This window comes from Streptomyces sp. NPDC101234, assembly GCF_044767525.1.
In the GTDB taxonomy this organism is placed as follows: Bacteria; Actinomycetota; Actinomycetes; order Streptomycetales; family Streptomycetaceae; genus Streptomyces; species Streptomyces sasae.
The window spans coordinates 51,091-74,450 of record NZ_JBIWOA010000011.1; the positions used below are offsets into that span (position 1 = coordinate 51,091).

Genomic DNA, 23,360 nt, shown 5'->3' on the forward strand with positions numbered 1-23,360 from the left:
GCTCAGCCCTTGCCGCCGACGGCGAACAGCAGGTAGAGGAACGCGGCGAAGACGTGTCCGACGGCGATGTAGATGATCAGCCGGACCCACAGGGCCCGGGGGAACTTCTCCTCGAAGTTGCTCACGGCATCTCTCCAGTGATCGGCCCCAGGCACAGCGCGGCCAGGGGACTCTGCAGCAGGGTGTGGACGAACAGGAGCTCGACACCGTCGTGGTCCTCGGCGGCGAGCCGGTGGGGGGTCAGCGAGTCGAAGTGCGCGCTGTCGCCGGGCGCGAGCACGTGCGTGGTGTCACCGAGACGGAGCCGGAGCCGCCCGTGCAGGACGTACAGCCACTCCTCGCCGGGATGCACCCGCACGATGTCGCCCTGCGAGCCGTACGGCACCCGGACGCGCAGCGACTGCATCCCCCGGCCGGGCGCACCGGACTGCCAGTACGTCCAGCCGCCGGCCTTGGTCGGTTCCATGTCACCGGCGCGGATGATCGCGTCCCGGTCGGCGACGGTCTCCCCGAGCAGCTCCGAGACCGTCGTGCCGTAGACACGCGCGAGTGCGAGTAGCATCGGCAGGGAGGGCTGGCGCTGCCCCGTCTCCAGCCGGGACAGGTGCGCGGGCGACAGCCCGGCCTCCCGGGCGGCGGCCTCCAGGGTGAGGCCGGCACGGCGGCGCAGGGAACGCAGCCGCGGGGCGACGGAGGGCAGGTCCTCGACCGGCCCACCCGCTCGCTCGTTCTCGGAGGTGTTCATGCCTCCATTCAGCCGCGTTTTTGCCTCCGCGGCAATTTTCTTGCCTCAGAGACAAAACACTAGCGGTTCGCCACCGCCTGCTTGATCAGGGTCCTGCCGAAGTCCCACATCAGGCCGCCGCCGCTGTGCGCGTCGTCCATCACGTCCGTGAAGGCGTCCACGAAGCGGTCGACGTCCTTCTCTTCGACGATCAGCGGCGGGATGAGCTTGATCACCTCCAGGTGGTCGCCGGAGACCTGGGTGAGGATCCGGTGGCGTTGCAGCAGCGGTACGACGACCATCTGGGCGAACAGGCCCTTGCGGGCGGCCTGGAGCATGGTCCAGCGGCTGCGCAGCTTGAGCGAGCTCGGCCTGCCGAACTCGATGCCGATCATCAGGCCCCGGCCGCGTACGTCGGCGAGCAGCTCGTACTTGTCGGTCAGTGCCGCGAGCCGGGACCTGAGCTGCTCCCCCGTCGCCCGGGCGTTGGCGACGATCCGGTCGTTCTCCATGACGGCGAGGACGGCGAGCCCGGCGGCCATCGCCTGGGCGTTGGCACCGAAGCTCGCCGAGTGGACCAGGACGCGGTCCATGGACGAGTAGACCTTCTTGAAGATCCAGTCCTTGCCGAGGGTGGCGCCGACCGGGACATACCCGCCGGACAGCGCCTTCGCCACGCACACCAGGTCCGGCTCCACGCCTTCCTCGTGCTGGTAGGCGTAGAAGTCGCCGGTGCGGCCGAGGCCGGTCTGCACCTCGTCGGCGATGAGCAGCGCCTTGTGCCGGTGCAGCAGTTCCTGGGCGGCGCGCAGATAGCCGGGCGGGGCCTCGTGGACGCCCTTGCCCTGGATCGGCTCGACGATCAGGGCGGCGACATCGCCCTTCTTGAGCTCCCGGGCGAGCGCGTCCAGGTCGCCGAGGGGGACGGCCGTGTCGGGCAGGAGGGGGGCGAAGCCGTCCCGGAAGCCGTTCTCGCCGTTGACCGACAGCGAGCCGGTGGTCAGACCGTGGAAGGCGTGGTCGCAGTAGAGGACGCGGGGTCTGCCGGTGGCGAACCGGGCGAACTTCAGGGCCGTCTCCACCGATTCCGTGCCGCTGTTGCCGAAGAACACCCGGTCCAGGTGCGGGCTGTGCGCGAGGAGCCGTTCGGCGAGCAGGCCGGGCAGCGGCTGGCAGTCGAAGCGGGTGAGGTCGGCGAGCTGCGCGTCCAGGACGTCGTGCAGGGCCTTGCGGACGACGGGGTGGTGGCGGCCCAGGCCCATCACCCCGAACCCGGCGAGCATGTCCAGGTAGTCGTTGCCGTCCGCGTCCCAGAAGTGGGCCCCCTCGGCCCGCTCGTAGACCTTGTCGAAGCCGATGGTGTGCAGCATGCGCGGGAGCTGGTGGTTCAGGTACTTGCCGTGCAGCTCGTACCGCTCACCGCCACGCTCGGCGAGCAACGCACCGAGGTCGAACTCCGTACTCATTGCCTCTCCTTGTCAACGCCCTCGGCATCAGCGCCCCTCAGGGGCGCGGGGAACTGCGCGACCAGCCCGGACGGCGCCGCACCCGCCGAACGACCCCCCGCGGCACCCCCCTTGGCATCGGCCCCCCGCCCCGCGAGACTCGCCCCGATCCGCCCCGCGATCTCCACCGGCGTCAGCCCGATGTCGGCCAGCACCTCACCCCGCTTGGCATGCGCCAGGAACTGCTCCGGAATCCCGAACCGCCGTACCGGTACGTCCACTTCGGCATCACCGAGCGCCAGCGAGACCGCCGCGCCGACGCCGGCCGCCCGGCTGTTGTCCTCGACCACGGCCACCAGCTCGTGCCGGGCGGCCAGGACGGGCAGCGCCGGGTCCACGGGCTTCACCCAACGGGGGTCCACGACCGTGCAGCTGATCCCGCGAGCGGCCAGCAGCTCCGCGGCCTGGAGGCAGACCGGCGCCATCACCCCGACCGCGACCAGCAGCACCTGCGCGTCCGTGTCGCCACGCAGCACATCCACCCCGCCGAACCGGTCGACCGCCGGGATCTCCGGCCCCACCGACTCCTTCGGGAAGCGCACCAGCGTCGGCGCGTCGTCGACTGCGACCGCCTCGCGCAGCTGGAGGCGCAGCTGTTCGGCGTCGCGTGGGGCGGCGATCCGGAGGCCGGGCACCACCTGGAGGACCGACATGTCCCACATGCCGTTGTGGGAGGCGCCGTCGACGCCCGTGACACCCGCCCGGTCCAGGACGAACGTCACCCCGCAGCGGTGCAGTGCCACGTCCATCAGCAACTGGTCGAAGGCACGGTTGAGGAACGTGGCGTAGACGGCGACGACGGGGTGCAGTCCCCCGGTCGCCAGGCCCGCCGCGGAGACCGCCGCGTGCTGCTCGGCGATGCCGACGTCCCAGACCCGGTCGGGGAACCGTTCGGCGAACCTGCCGAGGCCGACCGGGTGCAGCATGGCCGCGGTGATCGCCACGACGTCGTCCCGCTCCTCACCGATCCGGACGATCTCGTCGCCGAACACCGAGGTCCAGGAAGGGCCGTTGGACGGCGCGAGCGGCTCGCAGGTGAGCGGGTCCATCACGCCGACGGTGTGGAAGTGGTCCTCCTCGTGGGCGAGCGCGGGCTCGTAGCCGCGGCCCTTCTCGGTGAGGCAGTGCACGAGGACCGGCCCGTGGAAGCGTTTCGCGCGCCGCAGCGCCGACTCGACCGCCTTGATGTCGTGGCCGTCGATCGGGCCGACGTACTTGAGGCCGAGGTCCTCGAACATGCCCTGCGGGGCGAAGGCGTCCTTGAAGCCCTTCTTGGCGCCGTGCAGGGACTCGTAGATGGTGTTGCCGACGATCGGGGTGCGCAGGAGTACGTCCTTGCCCCAGGCCAGCACCTTCTCGTAGCTGTCGGTCGTCCGCAGGGTCGCCAGGTGGTTGGCGAGGCCGCCGATGGTCGGGGCGTAGGACCGCTCGTTGTCGTTGACGACGATGATCAGCGGCCGGTCCTTGGCGGCCGCGATGTTGTTGAGCGCCTCCCAGGCCATTCCGCCGGTCAGCGCGCCGTCGCCGATGACCGCGACGACATGGCCCTTCTCCCCCTGCACCTGGCGGGCCTTGGCGAGGCCGTCGGCCCAGCCGAGCGCGGTGGAGGCGTGGCTGTTCTCGATGACGTCGTGCTCGGACTCCTCGCGCGAGGGGTATCCGGACAGGCCGCCCTTGCCGCGCAGCTTGGAGAAGTCCTGACGGCCGGTCAGCAGCTTGTGGACATAGCTCTGGTGGCCGGTGTCCCAGAGGATGCGGTCCACCGGGGACTCGAAGACCCGGTGCAGTGCGACGGTCAGCTCGACGACGCCCAGGTTGGGGCCGAGGTGGCCGCCGGTCCTGGCGACCGCGTGCACCAGGAACTCGCGTATTTCTTCGGACAGTTCACCGAGTTCCGCCTCGGACAGCGCCTTCAGGTCGCGTGGTCCCCGGATCTTCTCCAGAATCGTCACGCTCGGCCCCCTCTCGGTCCGTGCTGTTCAGCTCACGGTGACGGCGGGTGCTCCGGACCCGGCGCCGTCCTGCTCCATCTGCTCGGCGATCTTCATCGCTTCCTCGATGAGGGTCTCCACGATCTTCGACTCGGGCACGGTCTTGACGACCTCGCCCTTGACGAAGATCTGGCCCTTGCCGTTGCCGGAGGCGACCCCCAGGTCGGCCTCCCGTGCCTCGCCGGGGCCGTTGACCACGCATCCCATGACGGCGACGCGGAGCGGTACCTCCATGCCCTCCAGGCCTGCCGTCACCTCGTCCGCCAGCTTGTAGACGTCGACCTGGGCCCGGCCGCAGGACGGGCAGGAGACGATCTCCAGCCTCCGCTGCCGCAGGTTCAGCGACTCCAGGATCTGGATGCCGACCTTGACCTCCTCGGCGGGCGGGGCGCTCAGGGACACCCGGATGGTGTCGCCGATGCCCTGCGAGAGCAGCGCCCCGAAGGCCACCGCCGACTTGACCGTGCCCTGGAAGGCCGGGCCCGCCTCGGTGACGCCGAGGTGCAGCGGGTAGTCGCACTGGGCGGCCAGCTGACGGTATGCCTCGATCATCACGACCGGGTCGTTGTGCTTGACCGATATCTTGATGTCCCGGAAGTCGTGCTCCTCGAAGAGCGAGGCCTCCCACAGAGCGCTCTCGACGAGCGCCTCCGGGGTCGCCTTGCCGTACTTCTCCAGGAGCCGCCGGTCGAGCGAGCCCGCGTTGACCCCGATGCGGATCGGGGTGCCGTGGTCCTTGGCGGCCCGTGCGATCTCCCGCACCTGGTCGTCGAACTTCTTGATGTTGCCCGGGTTCACGCGAACCGCCGCGCAGCCGGCCTCGATCGCCGCGAACACGTACTTCGGCTGGAAGTGGATGTCCGCGATCACCGGGATCTGGGACTTCCTCGCGATGGTCGCCAGAGCGTCCGCGTCGTCCTGCGTGGGGCAGGCGACCCGGACGATCTGGCAGCCGGACGCGGTGAGTTCGGCGATCTGCTGGAGGGTGGCGCCGATGTCCGAGGTGCGGGTGGTGGTCATCGACTGCACGGACACCGGGGCGCCGCCGCCGACCGGCACCGGTCCGACCTGGATCTGCCGGGACGGGCGCCGCTCGGCGACGGGACGGGCCGGGACCTCGGGGAGGCCCAGGGAGATGGCGGTCATGCCGTCACTCCCGGTTCCCGGAGACCGTCTCGCGCATGGCGCGCAGCGACTCCTTGAGCGACCCCATGGTGGCGAGGACGGCGGTGGGCTCGTAGCCGCAGTGCGCCATGCAGTTGGCGCAGCGCGGGTCCTTGCCGCGGCCGTACTTGTCCCAGTCGGTCTTCTCGATGAGTTCGCGGTACGTCGGCACGTACCCGTCGCTCATCAGGTAGCAGGGGCGCTGCCAGCCGAAGAGCGAGTAGTTGGGGATCGCCCAGGCCGTGCACGGGAAGTCGACCTTGCCCTCCAGGAAGTCCAGGAAGAGCGGGGAGTGGTTGAGCCGCCACTTCTTCCGGTTGCCGCCCGAGAAGGCCTTCTTGAACAGCTCGCGGGTCTGCTCCACGCCCAGGAAGTGCTCCTGGTCGGGCGCCTTCTCGTAGGCGTAGGCGGGCGAGATCATCATCTCGTCGACCTTGAGGTCGTCGTTGAGGAAGTTGAGCACCTCGACGATGGTCTGCGGGGTGTCCGTGTTGAAGAAGGTCGAGTTGGTGGTCACCCGGAAGCCGCGCCGCTTGGCCTCCTTGATGGCCGCCACCGCCTCGTCGAACACGCCTTCCTTCGCGACGGACTCGTCGTGCCGCTCGCGCAGCCCGTCGATGTGCACCGCGAAGGCGAAGTAGGGCGAGGGCGTGAACCTGTCCATCTTCTTGCGCAGCAGCATGGCGTTGGTGCAGAGGAAGACGTACTTCCGCTTCGCCACCAACTGCCGCACGATCTCGTCGATCTGAGGGTGCATCAGAGGTTCGCCGCCCGCGATGGACACCATCGGCGCGCCGGACTCCAGCACCGCTCCGACGGCCTGCGCGACGGGCATACGCTGCTTCAGCACTCCGGCGGGGTGCTGGATCTTCCCGCAGCCCTCGCATTTCAGGTTGCATGCGAAGAGCGGTTCCAGCTCCACGATCAGCGGGAACTTGTCCCGCTTGCGAAGCTTCTGTTCAGCCAAGTAGGTAGCGACCTTGATCGTCTGACGCAGCGGCATGGCCATCTGGCTCACCTCCGAGGGAGCAGCAAAGAACGGTGCCATTCGAAGAAAGCTGGAAGAACGGATCGAAGTACGCGGAAAGCCGATATTCCACCGCGCACCGTGCCGATCCGGACGAGTTCATGTTCAGGAGCGTCCACGACCACCCGTACAGCCGCAACAGGGCGCTCGCCCGTGCGTACGGCGCTCAGGAGCGTGGCCGCCGACTCCATGTCGACCGCGATTGCGCCGGTCGCGAACAGATCTGATCGTTCGTGACCTCGGACGACGTGATCGGAGCCGGTGAGGGGACCGGTGTGGACGGTGCGACCGGGCAGGGTCCGCACCAGTTCCTTGACGAGGAGTTCGGTTCCGACGCAGGGCACATGGCCGCGCGGGTCCCGGGTCTCCTCGGCGACCACCAGGTCGCCGGGGTGCATCCCCGGGGCGAGTCCGGCGCAGAAGCCGGTGGCCAGCACGGCGGCAGCGGCCAGCGCCGGGTCGGCGAGGACCCGGGTGACGGACCGTTCCGCCGCCTTGGGGCCCATGCCCGTACGCAGTACGGTGACCGGCCCGTCCGCGCCCCCGCGTTCGCCGGCGCGCAGGGCGAGGTGCTCGATGCCGAGCGCGCAGGCGATCAGCAGCGGGGCCGGAGCGGGCGTGGTGCTCAATTCAGCTCCTCTCGGCCTTGGGCGCGGGCTCGCCGTGGACATAGCGGCCGAGCGCGGTGAGCGGGAAGACCTGCCGGTAGAGGTGGTAGTTGATGGAGAAGTCCCAGGGGAAGCCGGTACCGGTGAAGTACGGCTCGTCCCAGGAGCCGTCCTCGGCCTGCGTCTCGGCGAGCCACTGCACACCCCGCTCGACGGCCTTGGAGTCCTTCTCCCCCGCCGCCAGGAGCGCCATCAGCGCCCACGCCGTCTGGGAGGCGGTGGAGGCGCCGCGACCGCTCCATTCGCCGACGTGCTTGTAGGAGCGCAGGTCCTCGCCCCAGCCGCCGTCGTCGTTCTGGACGTTCTCCAGCCAGGTCGCCGCGCGCCGGATCGCCGGGTGCGAGGCGGGCAGTCCGGCCGCGGTGAGCGCGGGCACCACGGATCCGGTGCCGTAGACGTAGTTGACGCCCCAGCGCCCGAACCAGGAGCCGTTCGGCTCCTGTTCGGCGAGCAGCCACTCGATGCCGCGCCGGGTGCGCGGGTCGTGGGACATGCCCTCGAAGGCGAGCATCTCCACGACGTGCGCGGTGACGTCGGCCGAGGGCGGGTCGATGACCTCGCCGAAGTCGCAGAACGGCAGCCGGTTGGGAAACGGGCTGGTGTTGTCGACGTCGAAGGCGCCCCAGGCCCCGTTCTTCGACTGCATGCCGAGGTTCCAGCGCACCCCGCGCCCGATGGCCTTCTCCATGCGCTCGGGATCGTGGTGCCTGACCCGGCGCAGCGCGAGGACGACCTCGGCGGTGTCGTCGATGTCGGGGTAGTTGTCGTTGTGGAACTCGAACGCCCAGCCTCCCGGCGGGAGTTGGGGGCGCTTCACAGCCCAGTCGCCGGGCCGGACGACCTGCTCGCCGAGCATCCAGTCGGCGGCCTTGACGAGTTGCGGGTGGTCGGCGGGGAGCCCGGCGTCGGCCAGTGCGATGGTCGCCAGGCAGGTGTCCCACACCGGCGACTGGCAGGCCTCGATCATCCGGGAGCCGTCCTCGCGCCACACGGCGTAACGATCCAGCGACTCGAGGCCGGCACGCAGCACGGGGTGTTCGAGGTCGTAGCCCAGCAGGTACAGGGCGATCACCGAGTAGACGGCCGGGGGCTGGATACCGCCCCAGGCGCCGTCGTTCTCCTGGCGTTCGACGATCCAGTGGGCGGCCGAGTTCAGGGCGGAGCCGCGCAACCGGCGCAGCGCGACCTTGCGGTAGCCGCGGACAACCTTGTCGAGGCGCTGGAAGACGCCCTCCCAGCTGGCCACCGGGGCGAGGGGCTGCGGCGGGTTGGGGTCGGCCGGGTCGGTGTGGAGCTCGTCCAGCGGGAAGGGGGCGGGGCGCACCGGGCGTTTGGCCGAGACGACGGTGAGCGGCACGATCGTCTGCCGGGCCCACTGGCCGAAGTTGTAGATGCTGAGCGGGAACCACTTGGGGAAGTACAGGAGTTCCGGGGGGAGTTCGGGCAGGTCCTCCCACTTCCACCAGCCGAACAGGGCCAGCCAGATCCGGGTGAACACCCGGGCCGAGGCGATCCCGCCGCGCTCCCGGATCCAGGCCGACGCCTTCGCCATGTGGGGTGCGTCCGGGGCGTCCCCGGCCAGCCGCAGGGCGACGTACGCCTCGATGGTGGCGGAGAGTTCGCCCGGGCCGCCGTAGAAGGTGGCCCAGGTGCCGTCCTCGCGCTGCTCGCCGCGGATGAAGAGACCGGCGGCGGCCGTCGTCGACTCGTCGCGGATACCCAGGAACTGACGGAGCAGCAGATCCTCGGCGTCCATGGTGACGTTGGTCTCCAGGACGCCCTTCCACCAGCCCTGCGCGTCCTGGCGGGCCAGCAGATGGTCGGTGGCGCGCCGCACGGCGCGTTCGGCGGCTTCTTGCACCCCGGCCGCCCCGGGGGTGGCGTGGTCGGTGGTGGCCGAGTCGGCCCGGGGCGGAACGGTGGCCCCGGTGCTTCCGTCGGTCGTCGCTGTCATGGCTTCCCCTTCGTGCAGTCGTACGAAATCGTTCTGCTGTGGGTCCGCCGTCGGCCGGTGCTGGCTGCGCGCTCGCACCGGCCGGCGACTACGCGAGGGCTATTCGACCGATAGTGATCATCTCTTTCGTACGACGACGAAGTCGGCGAGCGCCGTGAACCGCGCCCTCACCGGGTCGGGCATGTCGACGGCGTGCAGGGCCTCGACGGCGATGGCGTGCTGACGGCGGGCCTCCTCGGCGGTCCACTCCCGGCCGCCGGCCTCCTCGATCAGGGCGGCGCGGGCGGCGAACTCCTCCTCGGAGAAGTTCTCGAAGTCGCTGCTCTTGGCGTCGGCGGCGAGGATCTCGCCGAGCCGCTCGGAGGCGGACCCGCCCGCCGCGAGCGCGGCGACGACCGGCAGGGACTTCTTGCGCTGGCGCAGGTCGCTCCAGGTCTGCTTGCCGGTGGCGTCCGGGTCGCCCCAGATGCCGAGCAGGTCGTCGACGGCCTGGAAGGCGAGGCCGAGGTGGTAGCCGTACTTCTCCAGGGTGTCGGCGGTGCGGTCGTCGGCGCCGCCGAGCACCGCGCCGATGGAGCTGGAGGCGGCGAGCAGGGCGCCGGTCTTGTTGCCCTCCATCTCCAGGCACTCCTCGACGCTGACCCGGTCGCGGTGCTCGTAGGAGATGTCCTGGGCCTGGCCGTCGATGAGGGCGCGGGAGGCGGTGGTGAGCCGGCGGGTGGCGCGGCCGGCCTCGACGGTGCCGAGTTCGAGGAGGATCTCGTTGGCGAGGGCGAACAGGGCGTCACCGACCAGGATGGCCTGGGCGGGTCCGTGCACCTTCCAGACGGTGTCACGGTGGCGGCGCTGTTCGTCGCCGTCCATCAGGTCGTCGTGCAGCAGGGAGAAGTTGTGGACGAGTTCGACGGCGACGGCGCCGGGGATGCCGACCTCGGGGGCGGCACCGGTGACCTCGGCCGAGAGCACGGCGAGAGCGGGGCGCACCGCTTTTCCGCCGTCGCCGTCGGCGGGGTTGCCCTCGGCGTCGATCCAGCCGAAGTGGTAGGCGGCAACGGTGTCCATGGGAGGTGCCAGGCGGTCGACGGCCGCCCGCAGTACCGGTGTGGCAAGGGTCCGGCCGCGCTCCAGGAGCGCGGTCACGTCCACCGCGTCGGCAGCCGTCTCGGCCGGGGGCACAGTGGGCACAGTTTCTCCTCTTGTTGCGGTACCGGGGGTGCGGGGGCCTGCCGCCTGCTGATCGAGCGTCACGCCGCCTCCTCGAACTCGAAGAGGTGACGGGGGCGGGGCCGGCCCAGGGTGCCCAGCACGGCGTCCGCCGCGCTCACACCGCTGCGGACCGCACTCTCCATGGTCGCGGGCCACCCGGTGGCGGTCCACGCTCCGGCCAGGTACAGGCCGGGGGCCTTGGTGCGGGCGCCGGGCCGCAGCCGCCCGACGCCGGGGGTGGGGGCGAACGTCGCGGTGCGCTCCCGGGTCACGAAGAAGTCCTTCACCTCGGCGCCGCGCGCGCCGGGCAGCAGCCGTTCCAGCTCGGGCAGATACCGCTCGCGCAGTTCGGCCACGGGTGCGTCGATCTCGTCCTGGGCGGCCGACTGGGAGAGCGCGAGGTACTGGCCCGCGCGCAGTCCGGAAGCGTGGGTGCGGTCGAACACCCACTGGACCGGGGTGCCGAGGGCCGCGAAGAACGGCTTGGTGAGCACCGTGCGGTCGTAGACCACATGGACGTTGAGGATCGGCGCGGTGCCGATGTCCAGCAGGTTCTCCGGGGCGTCCAGGGCGCCGGCGGGCAGCAGGTCGTGGGCCTCGCGCTGGGCGACGGCGAGCACGACGGCGTCGGCGGTCAGCGTCTCGCCGGGAACCTGAACGTTCCAGCTCCCGTTCTCGTTAGTGGAGACGGAGGTGACGCGTGTACGGACCTCGGTACGCACGCCCGCGGAGTCGAGCGCCTTGCGGGCGAGCCGGTCGTGCAGTTCGCCCAGCGGCACATGGGCCCAGCCGATGTCGGCCGCGCCCGGGTCGGACAGCAGACCGGTCTTGAACACCATCGCGGCGAGCCCCAGCGAGGCGTCGCCCGCGACCGCGTTGAGGGTGGCGACCCCGACCAGGTCCCACAGGGCCTCGACGGCACGCGCCGACTGGCCGTGGGCGGCCAGCCAGCTGCCGAAGTCCTGTGCGTCCAGGCTCGGATCGGCGAGGTCGAGCCCCTTGAGCGCGAGCGCGGCACGCCCGACCTTGGCCCGCTCGGCGAGCGAGAGGTGCGGATAGGCGGCCAGGCTGCGCCCCAGATGCAGGGGCACGGGCAGCGGGTCGCGTCGAAGCCTGCCCAGGCGCCGTCCCTCCGGCTTGGCGAGGTCGAGCACGGGCACGTCGAGGCGGTCCTGCAGCGGTGCCAGCTCCGCGCCCTCGATGCGGTCGAGGAACCAGCGGTAGGCGGTGCAGCAACGCAGGTACACGTGCTGGCCGTTGTCCACGGTCAGGTCGCCGCGCTGGAAGGAGAAGGCGAGCCCGCCGAGCCGCGGCCTGCCTTCGAGAAGGGTGACGCGCACCCCCGCGTCGGCGAGCGCGAGCGCGGCCGTGATGCCGGCCAGGCCGCCACCGATCACCACGGCCGTGCGCCCGGACGGGATGTCGTCGTGCGTCCGTTCGGATCGCGTGCCGTCGGTCATCGTGCGCCCTCCCCTGCCTGCCCGCCGCCCCTGTGGAACGGGGCACGGCAGACCGTCGCAGTCAGGGACGCCGGCCCGCCGCGGAGGGTTGCCTGCCGCTTTTCTCCGGCGGAATCACCTTGGCCCACATTGTCCATCAGGCGCGCCTCCTGACGGTCAGCCGGGAGGTGTGCCGACGGGTGTCGATGCCGGACAGGCCGCGTACGGCGACGTACGCCTTCTCGCGTCCGGGCAGCGAGACCCGGCCGCGCAGCACCGCCTCCGGTTCGCGCTCGATGCGGTCGAGCAGCCGGCGGTAGATGCCGGCCATGGCGGCGACGCAGGCGCCGCTGCGCCGGTCGAGCATGGGCAGCAGCCGGTAGCCCTCGGCGAAAAGGGCACGGGCGCGCCGTACTTCGAAGTGCACCAGGCCCGCGAAGTCGGAGCCCTCCGGCGGGGTCGGCCCATGGAAACCGGCCGCGCAGCCGAACTTGGCGAGGTCGTCGGAGGGCAGATAGGTACGGCCGTTCCCGGCGTCCTCGCGGACGTCCCTGAGGATGTTGGTTAGCTGGAGCGCGAGCCCGAGCGTGTCGGCATACTCCGGCGCGCGCTCCGCGCCGCGCGCCCCCGGTTCCGTGCCGAACACACCGAGCGAGAGCCGGCCGATGGCACCGGCCACACAGCGGCAGTAGACCTTGAGGTCGTCCCAGGTCTCGTAGGTCTCACCGCGTACGTCCATCAGCACGCCGTCGATCAGCTCGTCCAGGCCGCCCAGCGGGATCGGGAAGGCCTGGGCTGCGTGCGCGAGGGCGACCGCGACCGGGTCGGTGTCGTCCTCGGCGACCGCGCCGTCCTGGACCCGGGCGAGCAGCGCCCGGGTGTCCTCCAGGCGGGCCACCTTCACGTCGTCGGCCAGCGCGCCGTCGCCGATGTCGTCGACGCGCCGGGAGAAGGCGTAGAGCGCCGACATGGCGCGTCGCTTGGACGCCGGCAGCAGCCTGATGCCATAGGCGAAGTTCCGTGCCTGCTGTCCGGTGACGGTCTCGCAGTAGCTGTAGGCGGCGAGTACCGGTGCGGACACAGGTGTGGGAGAGTCCACGGTCCGGATCACCCCTCTCCTCGCAAAGTCACGCCCGCCTCACGCAGCAACCGGCCCTTGCCGGGCTTGGGCGGGCCTGGAAGTACGTCGTATTCGGCGGCGGCGATCGCGTGGACCGCCGCCCTTCCCCCCGCCACGAACCCCGCGAGCAGCAGCTTCAACCTGCCGTGGACGCTACCCACAAGGGGGGCGCCTTCATTCAGGAGATCGCGGGCGCGTTGTGCTTCATATGCAACCAGTGCACGCACCGAAGCGCCCGCGGTTTTCCTGGCGAGATCCGCCTCCTGGACGTGAAAGCGCTTCATGTCCTCGGCGGGCAGATAGATCCGGTCGCGGCCGAGGTCCTCGGCCACGTCCTGGAGGTGTTCGACGATCTGGAGCGCCGTGCAGATCGCGTCGGAGAGGCGGATCCGCTCGGGGGTCGAGGTGCCGGTGACGGCGAGGACCAGGCGGCCGACGGGGTTGGCGGACAGCTCGCAGTAGGCGAGCAGGTCGTCGTAGGTCTCGTACCGCTTGACGAGCTGGTCCTGGCGGTTGGCGGCGATCAGCCCGAGGAACGGCTCGGGGGTCAGCGCGCGGCGGCGGACCGTGGGCTGCAGACGGCGCAGCAGGGGGTGGTGCGGGGTGGCGTCGAAGACGCGGCGCAGGTCGGCCTCGAAGGCGTCGAGGAGGACCAGGCGGTCCTCGGCCTCCGCGTCGGACACCCCGAGCAGCCGGGCGTCGGCGCCGCCGGGGGCCAGGTCGCCGTCGCCGATGTCGTCGACGAGGCGGGCGAAGCCGTACACCGCCATCAGGTCGTCACGCCAGGCCTTCGGCAGGAAGAAGGGGGCCACCGGGAAGTTCTCGTCGGCGGCCTTGTCCAGGGTGCCGCGCTCCGGGTCGCCGACGGGCGCCGAGGTGGTCGCCGTCACCGTTCGCTGCCCGGGGCGGGGACGGCGCGGCCTGCGTTGAGCTGGGGAGTTTCCGTAGCCATTGCCGTCACATCTCCCGTTCTACACTGCCGACCCAATACACACTATTTCGGACACGCCGCCCGACAATCCACGGGGCGGCCCGGCGGAGGGTGTCGCGCATTATCGCCCCACATGCCGCTTTCCGGGACCGGTACAGCTTACGTTGTACAACGCATCGAGGTTCGTCGGGGTGTCCCGCAGATCACAACAACACACCGATTGGCGTCAAGATTCCTAAGGCGAGGCGGAGTTGACGTTTCCTTTGCAGACGCGGGGTCCCGCCGAAAAGGTTGCGGCGGGACCCCGGACAAAAACGGCTGCTCGCCCGTGAACGCGCGGGCTACTTCCCCGTGAACTTCTCGTACTCCTTGAGCACCTCTTCGGTCGGGCCGTCCATGCGCAGTTCGCCGCGCTCCAGCCACAGCACGCGTTCACAGGTGTCGCGGATCGAGTTGTTGTTGTGGCTGACCAGGAAAACCGTGCCCGCGTGCTCGCGCAGTTCGCGGATCCGGGCCTCGGAGCGCCTGCGGAAGGCCGCGTCACCGGTGGCCAGCGCCTCGTCGATCATGAGGACGTCATGGTCCTTGGCGGCGGCGATGGAGAAGCGGAGCCGGGCCCCCATGCCGGAGGAGTAGGTGCGCATGGGCAGGGTGATGAAGTCGCCCTTCTCGTTGATCCCGGAGAAGTCGACGATCTGCTGGTAGCGGGCCTTGATCTGCTCGCGGGACATCCCCATGGCGAGACCGCCCAGGATGACGTTCTTCTCACCGGTGAGGTCGTTCATCAGGGCCGCGTTGACGCCGAGCAGCGAGGGCTGGCCGTTGGTGTAGACCCTGCCCTTCTCGGCGGGGAGCAGGCCGGCGATGGCGCGCAGCAGGGTGGACTTGCCGGAGCCGTTGGATCCGATCAGGCCGATGGCCTCGCCGCGGTAGGCGACGAAGGAGACACCCCGGACCGCGTGCACCTTGCGGATGCCGCGCTCGTCGCCGCGCCTGACGATCCGGCTGAGGGCGGAGGTCGCGCTGCCCTTGCCGGTCTTGGCGCCGTTGACCCGGTAGACGATGTGCACGTCCTCCGCGATGACGGTGGGGATGCGCTCCCCCATGGACTGCTCTCCCATGGACTGCTCTCCCATCGTCCGCTCCCCTATGGTCCGCTCAGCCACGGCCGTACCGCTCCTCGGCCTTCCAGAAGTACACGAAACCGCCGACGAAGATCACCAGGGCCCAGGCGAGGGCGACGGCCCAGACGTGCGGCGGGAGGTTCGAGGCGCCGTAGCCGTCGATCAGCGCGTAGCGCATCAGGTCCATGTAGACGGTGGCGGGGTTCACCTGCAGCAGCAGCCGGGCCCACTCCGGCCGGCCCTCCATCATCTTGCTGATCGAGAACATCACGCCGGACATGTACATCCAGGTGCGCAGGACGAACGGCAGCAGCTGGGCGAGGTCCGGCGTCTTGGCGCCCATCCGGGCCACGATCAGGGCCAGCCCGGTGTTGAACAGGAACAGCAGGAACAGGATCGGGACGACCAGCACCCAGGACAGGCCCGGACGGCTGCCGAAGCCGACCACCACGGCGATCATGACGATCATCGAGAACAGCAGCTGCTGGAGCTGCTGGAGCGCGAAGGAGATCGGCAGCGAGGCGCGCGGGAAGTGCAGCGCACGCACCAGGCCGAGGTTTCCGGAGATCGCGCGGACGCCCGTCATGATCGAGCTCTGCGTGAAGGTGAAGGTGAAGACGCCGGTCACCAGGAACGGGATGTAGACGTCCTGGGACATGCCGCGACTGGCGTGCAGGATGACACCGAAGATGAAGTAGTACACGGCCGCGTTCAGCAGCGGTGTGGCCACCTGCCACAGCTGGCCGAGCTTGGCCTGGCTGTACTGGGCGGTGAGCTTCGCCTGGGAGAAGGCCAGGATGAAGTGGCGCCGCCCCCAGAGCTGGCGTACGTACTCGACGAGCGAGGGCCGGGCGCCGCTCACCGCGAGCCCGTACCTGGCGGCGAGCTGCGCCGCCGTGAGGCCCTCGTCGGGCGACGGCGCCGCGCTCAGCGCGATACCGCCGTCATGCGTTGTCTCACTCAAGGGTGGAAGCCTTCGTCCTCGTATCCGTCTTCGGATTCGTCTTACGTTGGTCTTGCGATCGTCTTACGGAATTGTGCTACAGGACGCGACACGTATCCGCCGCGGGATACGTTTTCGGGGGGTCGCCGCGCGCCTTCGCACGCGGCCGGACACCTTCGAGCCTGTCAGATCACGGGGGGACGGCCCAGTCGCGTGAGCTTCCACACGGTCCGCCAGCGCATCGGGCGGCGGGGTCCGCACGGGGTGGTCCAGCCCTCCCGGAAGCCGGCGAACCAGGCGTGCAGGGCCGGCCGGGAGGGGCGGCGCACCAGGGTCAGCAGCATCCACACCCCGAGGTAGACGGGGACCAGGGGGGCGGGCAGGTTGCGGCGGGCCAGCCAGACCCGGTTGCGGGCGACCATCCGGTGGTAGACCGCATGCCGGGAAGGGGCGGTCGTGGGGTGGAACAGGACCATGTCGGAGCGGTAGTCGATCATCCAGCCGGCGTCGAGTGCGCGCCAGGCCAGGTCGGTCTCCTCATGGGCGTAGAAGAACTCGTCCGGCAGGCCGCCGACCTCGGCGAGGACCTGGGTACGGACGGCGTTGGCACCGCCGAGGAAGGTGGTGACCCGGGAGGAGCGCATCGGGTCGGAGGCCCGCAGCCTCGGCACGTGCCGGCGCTGGGTCTCGCCGGTGTCCGGGTCGGCGATACGGAAGCTGATGATGCCGAGCTGCGGGTCGGTGGCGAAGGCCGCGCGGCACAGCTCGGCGGTGTCGTGCTCGGGGAGCAGACCGTCGTCGTCGAGGAAGAGCAATATGTCGACATCGCGACCACTGGGGCCGAAGGCCTCTATGCCGACGTTGCGGCCGCCCGGGATCCCTAGGTTCTCGGGCAGCTCCAGGGTGCGGACGCCCTCGGGGACGTCCGGGACGGGCGAGCCGTTGCCGACGACGACCACCTCGACCCGCTCGCCGTCCTGCTTGGCGACCGAGTCGAGGAGGGCGCGCAGCTCGTCGGGGCGGTTGCCCATGGTGATGACGACCGCGCCGACCTTCAGCCCGGCGCTCACCGCAGCCTGCTCGACGCGAGGACGGAGACCAGGTGCAGCAGGGTCTGCAGCAGCGCGATGCCGGCGAGCACCACGGTGCCGAGCCGGGTCCAGAAGAGGTCGCCGTGGAAGTGGTCGGCGACGGCGAGGGCCAGGATCAGCAGCGAGGCCTCGATGCCGAGGATCAGCCGGTGGAACCGGAACAGGGCGGCGGCCCGGCGGGCCAGCGCCATCCCGGAGGACCGCATCTCTGCGGCGGCCTCCTTGACCACCGGCAGGCCGGCCTGGTGGCGGGCGACGCCGACCAGGTCGGTCTCGGCCTTGATCAGGATCGCGCCGAGCGCGGCCAGGGTGCCGAGGAAGGCCCACAGCCAGTCGATACGGCCGCTGCCGAACAGGTCTGCGGCGCGCAGCCCGAGCCCGACCAGGACGGCCGCGTCGGTCAGGTAGGCGCCTACCCGGTCGAGGTAGACCCCGCCCAGCGAGTACTGCTGCTTCCAGCGGGCCACCTCGCCGTCGACGCAGTCCAGGAGCAGGTACATCTGGACGCACACCACGCCGAGCACGGCGCCCCAGATGCCCGGCACCATCAGGGCCGGGCAGGCGAGTACGCCGAACACGGTCATCAGATACGTGAGCTGGTTGGGCGTGACCCTGGTGTTCACCAGGTAGCGGTCTACCCGCAGGGACACCTCACGCATGTAGAGGCGTCCCATCCAGTGCTCACCGCTGCGCCGGTCCTTGACCCCAGCGGGGTGCACGACCGGACGGAGTTCAGCTACCGATGGCCTTGACATAGTCGACGTAGAGGTCCTTGATCTGGTGGGTCTTGAGTTCGAGGTGTTCGAGGATGGTGTAGCGGCCGGGCCGGGTCTCCGGGGCGAACTCGACGACCCGGACGAACTCGTCCACGGTGAAGCCGATCTCCTCCGGCAGCACCGGCAGTCCGTGCCGGCGCAGCACATCGGCCATGAACACGGACTCCTCGTGGGCTCCGCGCAGATACATCGCGAAGGCCGCGCCGAGCCCGCACTGCTCGCCATGGCTGGCGGCACGCCTCGGGAACAGCAGGTCGAAGGCGTGGTTGATCTCGTGGCAGGCGCCGGAGGACGGGCGGGAGTCGCCCGACACCGACATGGCGATACCGCTGAGCACCAGGGCCTCGGCGAGGACCTGGAGGAAGTCGTTGTCGCCGATGCCGCCGGGGTGGCGCAGTACCGCCTCGCCGGCCTGCCGGGCCATGGCGGCCGCCAGACCGTCGATCTTCTCGCCGTTGACGCGGTGGGACAGCTCCCAGTCCGCGATCGCCGAGATGTTGGAGACGGCGTCGCCGATGCCGGAGCGCACGAAGCGCGCCGGGGCCTCCCGGATGACGTCGAGGTCGATGACGACCGCGATCGGGTTCGGTACGCCGTAGGAGCCGCGGCCCGCGTCGTTGTCCAGGGTGGCGACGGGCGAGCACAGGCCGTCGTGGGCGAGGTTCGTCGGCACGGCGACCAGGGGCAGGCCCACCCGGGCGGCCGCGAACTTCGCGCAGTCGATGATCTTCCCGCCGCCGAGCCCGACCACCGCGTCGTAGTGACCGGCCTTGATGTCGCCGGCCAGCCGGATCGCGTCGTCAAGGGTGCCGCCGCCGACCTCGTACCAGGTGGCGCCGGGCAGGCTCGGCGAGACGCGCTCGCGCAGCTTGGAGCCGGAGCCGCCGCTGACGGCGACGGCGAGCCGGCCCGAGTGCGAGATGCGTTCGTCGGCGAGCACGCTCGCGAGGTCGTCGAGGGCACCCGGGCGGATGTCGACGACGACCGGCGAGGGGATCAGCCGGGTCAGTACTGGCACGCGATCTCCCGTCCCCTGGCGAGATCGTCGTGGTTGTCGATCTCGACCCACTGAAGGTCGCCGATGGGCGCGATGTCGATCCGGAAGCCGCGGTTGACCAGCTCCTGGTAGCCGTGCTCGTAGAACTGCTGCGGGTCGGTCTCCCAGACCGCCTTCAGCGCGTCGGCGAGTTCGGGGGCCGCGTCGCCCTCGATGAGGGTGACGCCGATGTACTCGCCGGTGGCCTCGGCGGGGTCCATCAGCTTGGTGATCTTCGTCATGCCCTTGGCGTCGTCGACGACGACCTTCATCTCCTCGTCCGCGAGGGACTTCACGGTGTCGAGCGCGAGGATGATCTTCTTGCCGTCGCCGCGGGCGGCGAGCAGCGTCTTCTCGACGGAGACCGGGTGCACGGTGTCGCCGTTGGCGAGGATCACGCCGTCCTTGAGGGCGTCACGGCCGCACCACAGGGAGTAGGCGTTGTTCCACTCCTCGGCCTTGTCGTTGTCGATGAGGGTGAGCTTGAGGCCGTACTTGGCCTCCAGGGCCGCCTGGCGTTCGTAGACGGCCTCCTTGCGGTAGCCGACGATGATCGCGACCTCGGTCAGGCCGATCTCGGCGAAGTTGCCGAGGGTCAGGTCGAGAACGGTGATCGAGTCCTCTATGCCCGCAGGCCCCACCGGCACCAGCGCCTTGGGCAGGCTGTCGGTGTAGGGGCGCAGACGCCGTCCGGCGCCGGCCGCCAGCACGAGGCCGATCATGCGGGTTCTCCTTCGTCGTGTACGGCGGGCGCCCCTGCGGACACCCAGAAGCGGATGCTCTCGACGAGCACCAGCCCGGCCACGGCCACGGCAAGGACCGTGAGCGCGGCCTTGAACTGCGCGGCGGTGAGCAGCGCGGCCAGGACGGTGACGAGCAGCGTCCGCCCTTCCTGCCCCCCGATGGCACGTACCAGCCAGGCGGGCGGCGCCCCGGCGTTGCCGCGGATGCGGTACACCGTGTCGTAGTGATGGTAGGCGACGGCGGCCACCAGGCCGAAAGCCGCAGGAAGGGCTCCGTTTACCCCGGCTTTGCTTGCGAGGACGAGGACGGTGCCGTATTCGGCGGCCCGGAAGAGGGGCGGGACCAGCCAGTCGAGGGCGCCCTTGAGCGGGGCGGCGAGGGCCCGGCCGGAGGCGACGGCGTAGAGGAATGCGCCTACGACCGGCGCCCAGGTCACCCCGGAGAAGAGGGAGACGGTGAGAACCGCCACTCCGGCGAGCGCCAGCAGGAGCGGGGAGCCCAGCGGGGCCCGCCGGGTGCGGGAGGCGAGTCCCGCGAGGGGGCCGTTGTCGGCCAGGTCCGCCAGCGCCTGCGCCGCCCGGTCGGTGCGCCTCGCCTTCCGGGTCAGGGACCGCAGGACCCGCCCGGCCGTGGTGTACGTCGCGGCGAAGGCGCAGCCGATCAGCAGCACGTAGAAGGTGATCCGCGGAGTGGTGGCCGCCGTCAGGACGGCTATGAGTGCCCACCGTTCGCCGATGGGCAGCACTATCATCCGGCGCACCCAGACCGTCCAGCCGACGCTGTCGAGCTTGTCGGAGAGGGCGGCGGTGGGGCTGGTGTTGGCGGTGGCGTCGTGGTTGGCCTCGTTGAAGGAGAAGTCGACCACGTGCCGGCAGGTCTGCAGGATCATCGCGCCGAGGGCGAGGGCCCACACGTCGTCGCCGCCGCGGGCCGCGCCGAGGGCGAGGCCGGCGTAGTAGGCGTACTCCTTGGCCCGGTCGAAGGTGGCGTCCAGCCAGGCGCCGAGCGTGGAGTACTGCAGGGAGTAGCGGGCGAGCTGACCGTCCGTGCAGTCCAGGACGAACGAGCAGATCAGCAGCACGCCGGCGGCGACGAACCCGGCGCGGGTGCCGGTGGCCGCGCAGCTCGCCGCGATCAGGGCGGTGAGCAGGGAGGCGGTGGTGACCTGGTTGGGGGTCAGTCCGCGCCGGGCGCACCAGCGGGCGATGTAGCGCGAGTACGGGCTGATGAAGAAGGTGGTGAAGAACCCGTCGCGGGACTTCACGGCGGACTTCAGGCGTACGGCCTCGTCGTCGACGGCCGCGACGGCCTGCCGCGCCTCGTTGCGGGCCTGCGGGTCGGCGGGCACGGCGGCGACGAGGCTGCCCAGCTCGGGGCGGTGGACGTCGGCGTCCAGGGCGGTGACGAGGCCGTCGACCGCGAGGTCGGTGCCGCCGCCGGAGGTCTCCCGGGCCAGCGCCCGGCTCAGGGCCTGGCGGCCGGCCGGCTGGGCGGTGACGGCGCCCGGGATCGCGGCGAGCGGGAAGCGCGGGTCGGTCAGACCGAGGCGCAGGGCGTGCAGATGGCCGACGAAGCGGGCGTCGACGACGGCCACCCGCCGGTCGGCGGGCACCGCGGCGAGGAGGTTCCCGGTGTCAGCGGCGTCGAAGGCCGTGAGCACCTCGAAGCCGAGCGCCCGCAGATCGCTCTCCAGTGACGATCCGGGGACCGGCTGACCGGTGACGATGGCGGTCGACAACCGAAACTCACTCCCTGGGTGCGGCGCACGGGCGCCGGTATCTCCTGCGTGATGGGGCGCGGTGTGCCTGGTGGCCCCCGAGCGGCATTCGGCAGAGGTTAGCGGATGGTGAGGATTGCTTGTTCACCGGCCGTTTACGGCACGGTCGACCCACCCTGCCTTCGCCTTTGCCGAGATCATCATCCGTGATCCGGGCCCCGGCCCACAAACCCGCATCCACAGAGCGGACATCGGGGACAAGGGGCGCCGGCGCACGACGGGTGCGAGCCGACCACCCGGGATGCACCCTCACTCACACGGGGTAACTGAGGCTGCCCTGACCTGGGATTCGTTTCCGCAGGTCAAGGCACATGACAACGGTGTTCAGTGCCGCGTTGCCGGATACCCCCCACCCGTAGTTCACTGTGAGCCCGGGCGGAACACAGGAGGCGTATCTCATGGGGGCAGGGCACGACCACGGCCACACGCACAGCCACGCGCCGCCCACCGGCACCGCCGCGCTGGCGTACCGCGGGCGGCTCCGGGTGGCGCTCGCCATCACCCTCGGGGTGATGGTGGTCGAGATCACCGGCGGGCTGCTGGCCGACTCGCTGGCGCTGATCGCGGACGCGGCCCACATGGCGACGGACGCGCTGGGCCTCGGCATGGCCCTGCTGGCGATCCACTTCGCCAACCGGCCGGCGAGCGCCAACCGCACCTTCGGCTTCGCCCGTGCCGAGATCCTGGCCGCCCTGGCCAACTGCATGCTGCTGCTCGTGGTCGGCGGCTATGTGCTCTACGAGGCGATCCAGCGGTTCCTCACGCCCGCGGACACCCGGGGCGGCCTGATGATCGTGTTCGGTCTGATCGGTCTGGTCGCCAACATGATCTCGCTCACGCTGCTGGTGCGCGGCCAGGCGGAGAGCCTGAACGTGCGCGCCGCCTTCCTGGAGGTGGCGGCCGACGCGCTGGGCTCGCTGGCCGTGCTGATCTCGGCCACGGTGATCCTGACCACCGGCTGGCAGGCGGCCGACCCGATCGCCTCGCTGGTCATCGGCCTGATGATCGTGCCGAGGACGCTGAAGCTGCTGCGGGAGACCCTGGACGTCCTGCTGGAGTCGGCGCCCAAGGACGTCGACATGGCGGAGGTGCGGACGCACATCCTGGCGCTGGACGGCGTCCAGGACGTGCACGATCTGCACGCCTGGACGATCACCTCGGGGATGCCGGTGCTGTCGGCGCACGTGGTGGTCCGCTCGGACGTGCTGAACGCCATCGGCCACGAGAAGATGCTGCACGAGCTGCAGGGCTGCCTGGGGCATCACTTCGACGTGGAGCACTGCACCTTCCAGCTGGAGCCGAGCGGCCACGCGGAGCACGAGGTCCGGCTCTGCCACTGACCGCGCCCCGCCCCTGGCCTGGAACGCATCGGTCCGGACTCCCCCGGCGTCCTTGTGTTCGAGGCCCCCGGACGGTTCCCGGTCGCACCCGTAGGGCACGATCAACTACCGGGTCCCCCTTCCGGCGTGCCCGGGCCGGGAAGTGCCGGGAGTGTCGGATTCGTACGGCAGACTTGGGGTGCGAAGACCGAGGCGAAGGATGGGTATGCCGATCACACCTGCCACCGCGACGCAGAGCACGTCGGAGGGCACCGCAGACGCGATTTTGCTTGAACTCGTCGACGAGAAGGGTGTGACCATCGGCACCGCGGAGAAGCTGGCCGCCCATCAGCCACCCGGGCAGCTGCACCGGGCGTTCTCCGTCTTCCTCTTCGACGAACAGGGCAGACTGCTGCTCCAGCAGCGGGCGCTCGGCAAGTACCACTCCCCCGGTGTGTGGTCCAACACCTGCTGCGGCCACCCCTACCCCGGCGAGGCCCCCTTCGCGGCGGCGGCCCGCCGCACGTTCGAGGAGCTGGGGGTCTCCCCGTCACTGCTCGCCGAGGCGGGCACGGTCCGCTACAACCACCCGGACCCGGCCTCCGGCCTGGTCGAGCAGGAGTTCAACCACCTGTTCGTCGGCATGGTGCAGGCGCCCCTCGCACCCGACGCGGACGAGGTCGAGGCGACCGCCTTCGTGACGGCCGCCGAGCTGGCCGAGCGGCACGCCCGGGACACCTTCTCGTCCTGGTTCATGACCGTGCTGGACGCGGCCCGCCCCGCGGTCAGGGAGCTGACGGGCCCGTCCGCCGGCTGGTGAG

22 protein-coding genes are annotated in these 23,360 nt (G+C 70.6%); 2 read left to right on the top strand and 20 right to left on the bottom strand.

The window, feature by feature from the left end:
- Positions 1 to 2: 2 nt before the first annotated feature.
- The 20 genes from ACIRR9_RS21085 to ACIRR9_RS21180 form a co-directional block, all read right to left on the bottom strand.
- Positions 3 to 125 (bottom strand): DUF6126 family protein, encoded by a 123-nt coding sequence (locus ACIRR9_RS21085; protein WP_403753857.1) that lies wholly within the window; start codon positions 123 to 125, stop codon positions 3 to 5.
- Positions 122 to 745, bottom strand: coding sequence for a helix-turn-helix domain-containing protein (locus ACIRR9_RS21090; RefSeq protein WP_403753860.1), 624 nt, complete (start codon positions 743 to 745; stop codon positions 122 to 124). The genes ACIRR9_RS21085 and ACIRR9_RS21090 overlap by 4 nt, the downstream gene beginning before the upstream one ends.
- A 59-nt stretch (positions 746 to 804) precedes the next feature.
- A complete protein-coding gene (locus ACIRR9_RS21095; protein ID WP_403753863.1) occupies positions 805 to 2,190 on the bottom strand; it encodes an aspartate aminotransferase family protein in 1,386 nt (461 codons plus the stop codon).
- Positions 2,187 to 4,181 carry a 1-deoxy-D-xylulose-5-phosphate synthase gene (gene dxs, locus ACIRR9_RS21100; RefSeq protein ID WP_403753866.1) on the bottom strand — a complete coding sequence of 665 codons (1,995 nt, stop codon included), beginning with the start codon at positions 4,179 to 4,181 and terminating at the stop codon, positions 2,187 to 2,189. Before dxs ends, ACIRR9_RS21095 begins: the two co-directional genes overlap by 4 nt.
- Before the next feature lie 27 nt (positions 4,182 to 4,208).
- A complete protein-coding gene (ispG, locus tag ACIRR9_RS21105) occupies positions 4,209 to 5,366 on the bottom strand; it encodes a flavodoxin-dependent (E)-4-hydroxy-3-methylbut-2-enyl-diphosphate synthase (protein WP_403753869.1) in 1,158 nt (385 codons plus the stop codon).
- 4 nt (positions 5,367 to 5,370) lie between these two features.
- Entirely contained in the window at positions 5,371 to 6,393 is a 1,023-nt protein-coding gene (hpnH, locus tag ACIRR9_RS21110; RefSeq protein ID WP_365335434.1) for an adenosyl-hopene transferase HpnH, read from the bottom strand.
- Between the two features lie 5 nt (positions 6,394 to 6,398).
- Positions 6,399 to 7,040 carry a 1-hydroxy-2-methyl-2-butenyl 4-diphosphate reductase gene (locus ACIRR9_RS21115; RefSeq protein ID WP_403753873.1) on the bottom strand — a complete coding sequence of 214 codons (642 nt, stop codon included), beginning with the start codon at positions 7,038 to 7,040 and terminating at the stop codon, positions 6,399 to 6,401.
- Position 7,041: 1 nt separating this feature from the next.
- Positions 7,042 to 9,033, bottom strand: a complete 1,992-nt coding sequence (gene shc, locus ACIRR9_RS21120) for a squalene--hopene cyclase (RefSeq protein WP_365335430.1) — start codon at positions 9,031 to 9,033, stop codon at positions 7,042 to 7,044.
- A gap of 117 nt (positions 9,034 to 9,150) precedes the next feature.
- Complete coding sequence (locus ACIRR9_RS21125; RefSeq protein ID WP_316766218.1) at positions 9,151 to 10,281, bottom strand: polyprenyl synthetase family protein; 1,131 nt, start codon at positions 10,279 to 10,281, stop codon at positions 9,151 to 9,153.
- Positions 10,278 to 11,750, bottom strand: a complete 1,473-nt coding sequence (gene hpnE / locus ACIRR9_RS21130; protein WP_403754418.1) for a hydroxysqualene dehydroxylase HpnE — start codon at positions 11,748 to 11,750, stop codon at positions 10,278 to 10,280. Before hpnE ends, ACIRR9_RS21125 begins: the two co-directional genes overlap by 4 nt.
- A complete protein-coding gene (locus ACIRR9_RS21135) occupies positions 11,696 to 11,836 on the bottom strand; it encodes a DUF6380 family protein (protein ID WP_221305068.1) in 141 nt (46 codons plus the stop codon). Before ACIRR9_RS21135 ends, hpnE begins: the two co-directional genes overlap by 55 nt.
- A complete protein-coding gene (gene hpnD, locus ACIRR9_RS21140; RefSeq protein WP_403753878.1) occupies positions 11,836 to 12,789 on the bottom strand; it encodes a presqualene diphosphate synthase HpnD in 954 nt (317 codons plus the stop codon). Before hpnD ends, ACIRR9_RS21135 begins: the two co-directional genes overlap by 1 nt.
- On the bottom strand, positions 12,786 to 13,688 hold the full coding sequence (gene hpnC / locus ACIRR9_RS21145; RefSeq protein ID WP_316766210.1) for a squalene synthase HpnC: 903 nt from the start codon (positions 13,686 to 13,688) through the stop codon (positions 12,786 to 12,788). Before hpnC ends, hpnD begins: the two co-directional genes overlap by 4 nt.
- Positions 13,689 to 14,070: 382 nt before the next feature.
- Positions 14,071 to 14,865, bottom strand: a complete 795-nt coding sequence (locus ACIRR9_RS21150; protein WP_384563800.1) for an ABC transporter ATP-binding protein — start codon at positions 14,863 to 14,865, stop codon at positions 14,071 to 14,073.
- Between the two features lie 22 nt (positions 14,866 to 14,887).
- Positions 14,888 to 15,817, bottom strand: a complete 930-nt coding sequence (locus ACIRR9_RS21155; protein ID WP_403753883.1) for an ABC transporter permease — start codon at positions 15,815 to 15,817, stop codon at positions 14,888 to 14,890.
- 164 nt (positions 15,818 to 15,981) lie between these two features.
- Entirely contained in the window at positions 15,982 to 16,866 is an 885-nt protein-coding gene (locus ACIRR9_RS21160; protein ID WP_123972060.1) for a glycosyltransferase family 2 protein, read from the bottom strand.
- Positions 16,863 to 17,606: a CDP-alcohol phosphatidyltransferase family protein gene (locus ACIRR9_RS21165; RefSeq protein WP_403753887.1), complete on the bottom strand. Its 744-nt coding sequence runs from the start codon at positions 17,604 to 17,606 to the stop codon at positions 16,863 to 16,865. Before ACIRR9_RS21165 ends, ACIRR9_RS21160 begins: the two co-directional genes overlap by 4 nt.
- 13 nt (positions 17,607 to 17,619) lie before the next feature.
- Entirely contained in the window at positions 17,620 to 18,681 is a 1,062-nt protein-coding gene (locus ACIRR9_RS21170; protein WP_316766202.1) for an iron-containing alcohol dehydrogenase family protein, read from the bottom strand.
- Positions 18,669 to 19,421, bottom strand: coding sequence for a sugar phosphate nucleotidyltransferase (locus ACIRR9_RS21175; protein WP_403753890.1), 753 nt, complete (start codon positions 19,419 to 19,421; stop codon positions 18,669 to 18,671). Before ACIRR9_RS21175 ends, ACIRR9_RS21170 begins: the two co-directional genes overlap by 13 nt.
- Entirely contained in the window at positions 19,418 to 21,181 is a 1,764-nt protein-coding gene (locus tag ACIRR9_RS21180; RefSeq protein ID WP_403753893.1) for a DUF5941 domain-containing protein, read from the bottom strand. Before ACIRR9_RS21180 ends, ACIRR9_RS21175 begins: the two co-directional genes overlap by 4 nt.
- Positions 21,182 to 21,618: 437 nt before the next feature.
- Between ACIRR9_RS21180 and ACIRR9_RS21185 the strand changes: the two genes are divergently transcribed.
- Positions 21,619 to 22,560 carry a cation diffusion facilitator family transporter gene (locus tag ACIRR9_RS21185; RefSeq protein WP_403753896.1) on the top strand — a complete coding sequence of 314 codons (942 nt, stop codon included), beginning with the start codon at positions 21,619 to 21,621 and terminating at the stop codon, positions 22,558 to 22,560.
- Positions 22,561 to 22,765: 205 nt separating this feature from the next.
- A complete protein-coding gene (gene idi, locus ACIRR9_RS21190) occupies positions 22,766 to 23,359 on the top strand; it encodes an isopentenyl-diphosphate Delta-isomerase (protein ID WP_316766195.1) in 594 nt (197 codons plus the stop codon).
- Position 23,360: the final 1 nt, after the last annotated feature.